General features: G+C 61.7%; 7 protein-coding genes. 6 read left to right on the plus strand and 1 reads right to left on the minus strand.

Going from position 1 to position 8,078, the window contains the following annotated elements:
* On the minus strand, window positions 1-368 hold a 368-nt coding region (locus KGA97_RS28300; protein WP_223481908.1), incomplete at its 3' end, for a MipA/OmpV family protein.
* A gap of 231 nt (window positions 369-599) precedes the next feature.
* Here KGA97_RS28300 and KGA97_RS28305 point away from each other — a divergent pair.
* The 6 genes from KGA97_RS28305 to KGA97_RS28330 are packed head-to-tail and all read left to right on the plus strand — an operon-like array spanning window position 600 to window position 7,863.
* Window positions 600-1,298, plus strand: a complete 699-nt coding sequence (locus KGA97_RS28305) for an MtnX-like HAD-IB family phosphatase (RefSeq protein ID WP_192228570.1) — start codon at window positions 600-602, stop codon at window positions 1,296-1,298.
* Window positions 1,291-2,685, plus strand: a complete 1,395-nt coding sequence (locus tag KGA97_RS28310; protein WP_008032198.1) for an aspartate aminotransferase family protein — start codon at window positions 1,291-1,293, stop codon at window positions 2,683-2,685. Before KGA97_RS28305 ends, KGA97_RS28310 begins: the two co-directional genes overlap by 8 nt.
* A complete protein-coding gene (locus tag KGA97_RS28315; RefSeq protein ID WP_008040846.1) occupies window positions 2,682-3,560 on the plus strand; it encodes an alpha/beta hydrolase in 879 nt (292 codons plus the stop codon). The genes KGA97_RS28310 and KGA97_RS28315 overlap by 4 nt, the downstream gene beginning before the upstream one ends.
* Before the next feature lie 14 nt (window positions 3,561-3,574).
* Window positions 3,575-4,702 carry a GNAT family N-acetyltransferase gene (locus KGA97_RS28320; protein WP_223481909.1) on the plus strand — a complete coding sequence of 376 codons (1,128 nt, stop codon included), beginning with the start codon at window positions 3,575-3,577 and terminating at the stop codon, window positions 4,700-4,702.
* A 10-nt stretch (window positions 4,703-4,712) separates the two neighbouring features.
* A complete protein-coding gene (locus tag KGA97_RS28325) occupies window positions 4,713-6,485 on the plus strand; it encodes a sensor histidine kinase (protein WP_223437430.1) in 1,773 nt (590 codons plus the stop codon).
* Window positions 6,475-7,863: a sigma-54-dependent transcriptional regulator gene (locus KGA97_RS28330; RefSeq protein ID WP_192228566.1), complete on the plus strand. Its 1,389-nt coding sequence runs from the start codon at window positions 6,475-6,477 to the stop codon at window positions 7,861-7,863. Before KGA97_RS28325 ends, KGA97_RS28330 begins: the two co-directional genes overlap by 11 nt.
* Window positions 7,864-8,078 lie beyond the last annotated feature (215 nt).

An 8,078-nucleotide genomic window follows, 5' to 3' on the forward strand; every position in this document is an offset into this window, starting at 1 on the left:
GCAAATACCCGCCAGAAGTCGGCCGGCGCGTACTGCACAAACCCGCCCACTTCGCCCATGTCCGGCACATCGCGCAAGCCTTGCAGCTCACCGTTGGAGGTCCGTCCCGGCAGGTAATTCAGGAACGGCCCGGCGCTGAAGCCACTTGCGTTGAACGCGTCCCAGGTCAGCCCGTCATCGGTGCTCAGGCTGACATCGCCCCAGTCCAGATCGAGGTACGGCACGGGCCGGGTTTCGTAACGGCTGCCGGTTGGGTCGTGCGGCTGATAGCTGAGGCCAACCCCTGCTTCGCCGGTGATGCCGTCTGCTGAAACGTTGGCCGAAAGGCACGTCAGCGCGGCGAATAGAGCAACAGTAATCCTCGACATGAGGCAATTCCTTGAACGGGACATGCGCGCATCAATCCCCGGATCGCGCTCCCGGCGCAAGCACTCATGTTGTTTGTAGCGACCTACAAAAATTGTAGCTTCGCCGCCACGAACACACGCCAGAACCCCGCCCCCGCTGGGCCAAACCCGGTTGGCACAGTCCCTGCTCTACCCCCTGTGCAGCGCAGACAGCACACCCGGCGCACACTTTTTACAAGATAGGTAACGCAGATGATTGACTGGCATATCGTGTGTGATTTCGACGGGACCATCACCCGCACCGACGTGATCGACAGCATCCTCCAACGGTTCGCCGACCCGAGCTGGGAAGCGATCGAAAACGAGTGGCTGGCGGGCGACATCGGTTCCCGTGAATGCCTCAGCCGCCAGCTCTCGCTGGTCAAGGCCACACCGTCCGAGCTGCTCGGGTTCTTCGACACGGTCGAGATCGACCCGGACTTCCCCGACTTCGTCGACCATGTGATCGGCCTCGGTGCCTCCCTCGAAGTGGTCAGCGACGGCATCGAGCAAGGCATCGCACGGATCCTGGCGCGCAACTACGTCAGCCTCTTGCCGATCCTCGCCAATCGCCTGCGCCAACTCGATCACGACAGTTGGCGCATCGACTTCCCGCATGCCAGCGACGCCTGCCGCGCCGCCTCCGGCAACTGCAAATGCAAGTCCACCCCCAGCACCAAACGGGTACTGGTAATCGGCGACGGCCAGTCCGACATGTGCGTGGCCGCCACCGCCGATTTCGTGTTCGCCAAGGATCGCCTGGCCGAGCACTGCGAGCGCAACGGCATCGCCTATGCGCGCTTCGACAGCTTCGCTGAACTGCCGGCGCTGCTGGCCTTGCTGCCAAGCGCCAACGCCGCCAATGCCACCTCTTTCAACGTTGAAACACAGGAACTCCTCCACCATGTCTGATATTCGAATCGCTACTGCAGAAGACCAGATCCTCCTGGATAAAGAAGCCAAATACTGCTCCTACGGCGACACCGTTCACTACATCGACCCGCCGCGTATCTTCAGCCGATGCGAAGGCTCCTACGTCTGGGACACCGAAGACCAGGCCTACCTCGATTTGCAAATGTGGTACTCGGCGGTCAACTTCGGTTACGCCAACCCGCGCCTGAACAATGCGCTGAAACAGCAGATCGATACGCTGCCGCAGATCGCCAGCCAGTACCTGCATAAAGGCAAGATCGAGCTCTCGGAAATGATCGCGGTCGACGCGAAGAAAAAATTCGGCCTCGACGGTCGCGTGCACTTCAACGTCGGCGGGTCGCAGTCCATCGAGGACTCGCTGAAAGTCGTGCGTAACGCCACCAACGGCAAGAGCCTGATGTTCGCGTTCGAGGGCGGTTACCACGGGCGTACACTCGGCGCCTCGTCGATCACCTCCAGCTACCGCTATCGCCGCCGCTACGGCCACTTCGGCGAGCGCGCCAATTTCATCCCGTTCCCGTACCACTTCCGTGGCCCGAAAGGCATGACCAAAGAAGAATACGGCAGCCATTGCGTGCAGCAATTCGCCCGCCTGTTCGAGACCGAATACAACGGTGTCTGGGACCCGAAAGTCGGCCAGAGCGAATACGCCGCGTTCTACGTCGAGCCGATCCAGGGCACCGGCGGCTACGTGATTCCGCCGATGAACTTCTACAGCGAACTCAAGCATGTGCTCGACCAGCACGGCATTCTGATGGTGGTCGACGAAATCCAGATGGGCTTCTATCGCACCGGCAAGCTGTGGTCGATCGAGCACTTCGACGTCAAACCCGACGTTATCGTCTTCGGCAAAGCGCTGACCAACGGCCTCAATCCGCTGGGCGGCATCTGGGCAAAAGAAGAGCTGATCAACCCGAAAATCTTCCCGCCAGGCTCGACCCACTCGACGTTCGCTTCCAACCCGTTGGGCACGGCGGTGGGCCTGGAAATGTTCAAGATGACCAGCGAAGTCGACTACGGCGCGATGGTCATGAACAAGGGCAAGTACTTCCTCGAAGGCTTGAAAGACTTGCAGAAACGCTACCCGATCATCGGCGACGTCGACGGCCTGGGCCTGGCGCTGCGCTGCGAAATCTGCGGCCCGGACGGTTTCACGCCAGACAAGGCCACGCTCGATTTCATGGTGGAAGAAGGCATGAAGGGCGACATCGAAATCGACGGCAAACGCCTGGGCCTGATTCTCGATGTGGGCGGTTACTACAAGAACGTCATCACCCTCGCGCCGTCGCTGGAAATCAGCTATCCGGAAATCGATTTGGGCATCGCCCTGCTCGACCGCTTGCTGCATCGGGCGATGACACGATGAACGAGCAAGAGATCGACATGGGCGAAGGCAGCGCCGGTTTCGTTCTCGGCAGCGGGGAGGTCGCGGTGTTGTTGATCCACGGCCTCACCGGCACCCCGACCGAGTTGCGTCGGGTCGCCATCGGCCTGGCCAAGGCCGGCTGCACGGTGTACGTGCCGACGCTGGCCGGACACTGCGGAGACAACGCCGACCTGCAAGCCACCGGTTGGCGTGACTGGTACGAGAGCGCACGCAATACCTTCATCGGTGTGCGACGCAAACACGAGCACGTGTTCGTCGGCGGTTTGTCGATGGGCGCGGTGCTGTCGATGTACCTCGCCGCCGAGCATCCGGGGCAGATCGAAGGCTTGTTGCTGTATTCGACGACCCTGCGCTACGACGGCTGGAACATGCCCAAAGTCGCGGTGCTCACGCCGTTGCTGATGGCGATTCCGTTTGGTGTGCACCTGTGCCGCTTCAACGAAAAATCACCTTTTGGCATCAAGGACGAACGCTTGCGAGCGGTCGTCGAACGGCAGATGAAGGCCGGAGAAAGCAGCAACGCCGGGCTGCTGACCATGTCCGGGGTGAGTGTCCGGGAACTGCATCGACTGGTGGCGGCGGTGAAAAAACGCATGCCGCAGATCACCACGCAAACGCTGGTGCTGCACTCGCGCGAAGACGACATCACCAGCCGCTGGAACGCCGATTATGTGGAACGCAAACTCGGCGGTCCGGTGGTGAAGGTGCTGCTCGACGACTGCTACCACATGATCACCGTCGACCTGCAATACCGCCGCGTGGTGGAGCTGAGCGCGGACTTCATCCGGCAACGTTTCATTCAACAGCGCTGCGCCCCCAAACCCATGCGCCAGGACTATCGGCAACTGGCCTGACTCAAGGAAACGATGTGATCACAGCCCTTGCCTTTTCGACGATCGAGGCCATCGACCGCGATGCCTGGAATGCCTGTTTCCCTGCCGAGCTGGAGGATTGGAATTACTACCGGGCGGTTGAACGGGCCGGCATCGCAGACTTTCAATGGCGCTATCTGGCGCTGTACGAAGACGAGGTACTGATCGCGGCGGCCGTGGCGTTCACCACCGCTTACTCGCTGGACACCACGGTTCAGGGGCTGGGCAAACGCATCAGCGAACGGCTGCGCGGTGTGTGGCCGGGGCTGTTCGATGTGCGCCTGTATGCCCTCGGTTCGCCGGTGGCCGAGCAGTGCCATGTCGGGACCGCGCCACACATCGACGCGGACCGGCGCGTGGACCTGCTTCAGCAATTATTACGGCTGGCGCGCCACGATGCCGATCAGGCCGGGGTCGGTTTGCTGGCCGTCAAGGATGCCTCTCACCGCGACCCGCAATGGTTGCAGGTGTGTCAGGACGCGGGTCTGCAAAGCATGCCCGGCCTGCCCAGCGCCGAGCTGCCGATCCGTTTTGGCTCGGTGGACGCCTACCTCGGCACGCTCGGCAAATCCACCCGCAAAGACCTGCGCCGCACCCTGCGTGGCCAGGGGCCGCGCATCGAATGGCGGCGCTCGGTCGATGACCTGCTGCCGCGCATGATGGCGCTTTACGAGGCCACGCTGAGCCGCAGCGACCTGACTTTCGAACGCCTGCCGCCCGGCTACTTCCGCCAGGTCCTGGAACACCTCGATGAACGTGCCGCGTGCGTGTTGTATTGGGTCGGCGAAGAGTTGGTGGCGTTCAACCTTGTGCTGTTCGACGAACTGCGACTGGTCGACAAGTTCTTCGCCCACGACCTGGCCCAGACCCGCGAACACAATCTCTACGTGCGCAGCTGGCTGGCCAATGTCGACTACTGTATTGAGCACGGCATCCCGATCTACGCGTGCGGCCAGGCCGGTTATGCCAGTAAGCTGCGCCTGGGTTGCTCGTTTACCGGCAACACCGTGTTTTTCCGCCATCGCAACCGCTTGCTCGACAGCCTGTTGCGTGTGGTGAAACTGTTTATCCGACCGGACCGTTCCGACCCTGCCATGGCCGCCGCGATCAGCGAGCAGCAATAAGCGAAGCACAATGACCAAAGACTCACGCACCAACGCTCGACCTTTCGCCCTCTCCGGCTGGAGCCTGCAGCGCAAACTGGTGCTGGCATTCTGGCTGGTCAGCGTCATTCCGACGATGATCGCCGCCGAACTGGCGGCCACCACGCTGTCGCAGATTTTCGACAGCAACGTACGCATCTGGCTGCAGGAATCGACCAAGATCGTCGAGGACGAGATCAGCGAAATCCTGCGCGACAACGCCCGGGTCGCGCAGCTGTTCTTGCGTTACACGCGCCCGCCCACCGATCGGCTGGCGAACAAACACGACAAGCTGACCACCGACATCGCCGACTCCATGGGCATCGACGTCGTGGCGCTGGTGCGCACCAGCGATCACAAAGTGGTGTTCAGCACCGCCGCCGACGACATCGTCCGCCAGATCAGTACCGCGCCCAAGGCGGTGCTGCAAACCCTGCAAGTCGGTGGCGTGGCGACCGGCACGGTGGTCTCGACCTTCGAAACGGATCAGGACGGCGTCGATTACAAACTGGTGATCGCCACCTACCTCGACAACAGTTTCCTCACCAGCGTGGCCGACGTGCACTCGCTGGACCTGCGCCTGTATCTGGCCAAGGCCAATGACTTCTCGGAGATTTTTTCCACCCAGCGCTTCGAGGATCACCCGGCGGCCGTACCGGAAAAAATCGAACAGATCCTGCGCAGCACCAAGCAGCCGATCGAACAGTTCACCAACCGCTACAGCGGTATCTACCGGCCGATCCTCAACGAAAACGGCGAGCTGCAAGGGGTGATTTTCAGCGGCCTGCTGCGCCACACCAGCCTGGTCGGGCTGGTCAATCAGAGCAACCTGTTCATCCTGATTTTCCTGCTCAGCTCGGCGGCGTCCCTGGCGGTCGGCTGGCTGGTTTCGCAGCGCCTGACCAAGCCGTTGCGCGGGTTGTCCAAAGGCGTACAAGCGGTGATCGCCGGGGATTATCGCCAACGCCTGCCGGTCACCGGCGGCGACGAACTGGCGGAACTGAGCAGCACCTTCAACCACATGAGCGAACGTCTCGGCGAGTTGCAGCATCTGGAATCGCAACTGCGTCGGCGTGACCGCCTGCATGCGCTGGGCGAAGTGGCGATGGGCCTGGCCCATGAAATCCGCAACCCGCTGGGCATCATCAAAACCGCCACGCAACTGCTGCACCGACGCGCCGATTTGCCCGAGACCGACAAGCGTCATCTGGAATACGTGGTCAGCGAAGTCAGCCGGATCAACGACCTGATCACCGACTTCCTCGACTTCGCCAAACCCAGCGCACCGATGCGCTCGACCCAACTGGCCCGCCCGCTGGTGGATGAACTGGTTGGCTTCTGCGCGCCGGAGCTGGCCAGCCACAACATCGATGTACAAATCGATGATCAATCGCCCACCGCGACGCTTTACGCCGACGCGCGGCAAATCAAGCAGGCCGGCCTGAACCTGATCGTTAACGCCATCGACGCCATGCCCGACGGCGGGCGGCTGACCCTGGGCATCAGCAGCGACCGGCACTACACGGTGATCAGCATCAGCGACACCGGCCAAGGCATCGAACCGGACATGCTCGAACGGATCTTCACACCGTTCGTCACCACCAAGGCCTCGGGCACCGGGCTGGGTCTGGCCAAGGTGTTCTCGATCATGGAGAGTCATGACGGGCGCATCGAATGCGTCAGTGAAAAAGATGCCGGGGCCACATTCACCCTGTACATTCCGGCCAACGGTGAAGACTTCGACGAGGGCAGCGATGACACATAACGTACTGGTGGTCGACGACGAGCCCAAGCTCTGCGACCTGCTGGCCTCGGCGCTCAGTCAGAACGACATTGTGGTGTTCACCGCCGGCAACGGCCTGCACGCGCTCAAGGTGCTGGAGTGCGAAGACATCGACCTGGTGATCAGCGACTGGCGCATGCCCGGCATGGACGGCCCGCAACTGCTGGCAGAAATCAAAAGCCGTTTTCCGCAGTTACCGGTGATCGTCATGACCGCCTACAGCACGGTGAAAAACGCCGTGCAGTCGATGCGCAACGGCGCCTTCGACTACATCGCCAAGCCGTTCGACATCGACGAGCTGGACATCACCGTCAACAAGGCCCTGCAATTTCGCGACATTCTCAAAGACAACCAGCGCATGCGCGCCGAGCTCGACGAGCACCGGCAGATCGACAGCCTGATCGGCGACAGCCCAAGCTTTCGGCGGGTGCTGCACGCCATCGACTCGGTGCGCGAAAGCAACGCGACCATTCTGCTGACCGGCGAAAGCGGCACCGGCAAGGAAATGGTCGCCCGGGCGATCCACACCCACGGCAATCGCGCCGACAAACCTTTTGTCGCGGTGAACTGCGCGGCGATCCCCGAAGGGCTGCTGGAAAGCGAAATGTTCGGCCACCGCAAAGGCGCATTTACCGGCGCGGTGGCGGATCGCGTCGGGCGCTTCCAGCAAGCTGACAAGGGCACGCTGTTTCTCGATGAAATCGGCGAAATGCCGCTGGCCTTGCAGGCAAAAATCCTTCGGGCCTTACAGGAGCGAGTGATCGAACCGGTGGGCGATCCGCGCGAGCGCAAGGTCGATGTACGGGTGATCGCGGCGACCAACAAAAACCTGCTGGACGCGGTGGCCAACAAAGAGTTTCGCGAAGACCTCTACTACCGCCTCAACGTCTTCCCGATTCCGCTGCCGGCCCTGCGCGAACGGGTTGAAGACATTGCGCCGCTGGCCCGGCATTTCGCCCACACGCTAGGGGCTGCGGCCGGCAAACGTTTCAGCGGTTTCAGCGCGCAAGCGTTGCAGGCCATGGCCCGGTATTCATGGCCAGGGAATATTCGCGAACTGCAGAACTGCGTGGAACGGGCGACCATTGTCGCCTCGGGCGCGGTGATTGAAGAGGAAGACCTGCCGGCGTATCTGTTTGCTTCAAGCTCCGCCGACGGCGGCACGTTGATCGCTGAGGGCAGCGTACCGGCAGACCTGGAAGCGGCGCTGGCCGAGGTGGAAAAAACCTACATTCTGGCGGCGCTGGCACAGAGCAACGGCGTGCAGGCAGCGGCGGCGCAGTTGATTGGGATTTCCGAGCGCAGCTTCTGGTATCGGTTGAAGAAGCTGGGGATTCATGTGGACAAAATTGTCCGCTGATCCCTGCCTGTGGGAGCGCAATGCTGTTCACTTGGGCGCTAACCGTGGGCTTTGAATGGGGCATATCCGTTGCTGCGGTAACGGCGGGTATTGGTTTCGCCCTTACGGCGAGTCACTTTGGAAAAGCCCCAAAGTAACCAAAGGGCTCTTGCCCCTTTCGTTCGGTGCCTCGCCTAGGCTCGGCATGCCCTCGCTCCGGTCCTGCTCCGTGGGCC

Source organism: Pseudomonas sp. BF-B-15 (genome assembly GCF_019946675.1).
GTDB classification, from domain to species: Bacteria; Pseudomonadota; Gammaproteobacteria; order Pseudomonadales; family Pseudomonadaceae; genus Aquipseudomonas; species Aquipseudomonas migulae.

What these genes read in the sequence shown, in the direction of transcription:
- KGA97_RS28305 (WP_192228570.1), top strand. Translation starts at nt 600, where the DNA reads ATGATTGACTGGCATATCGTGTGTGATTTCGACGGGACCATCACCCGC.
- KGA97_RS28310 (WP_008032198.1), top strand. Translation starts at nt 1,291, where the DNA reads ATGTCTGATATTCGAATCGCTACTGCAGAAGACCAGATCCTCCTGGAT.
- KGA97_RS28315 (WP_008040846.1), top strand. Translation starts at nt 2,682, where the DNA reads ATGAACGAGCAAGAGATCGACATGGGCGAAGGCAGCGCCGGTTTCGTT.
- KGA97_RS28325 (WP_223437430.1), top strand. Translation starts at nt 4,713, where the DNA reads ATGACCAAAGACTCACGCACCAACGCTCGACCTTTCGCCCTCTCCGGC.
- KGA97_RS28330 (WP_192228566.1), top strand. Translation starts at nt 6,475, where the DNA reads ATGACACATAACGTACTGGTGGTCGACGACGAGCCCAAGCTCTGCGAC.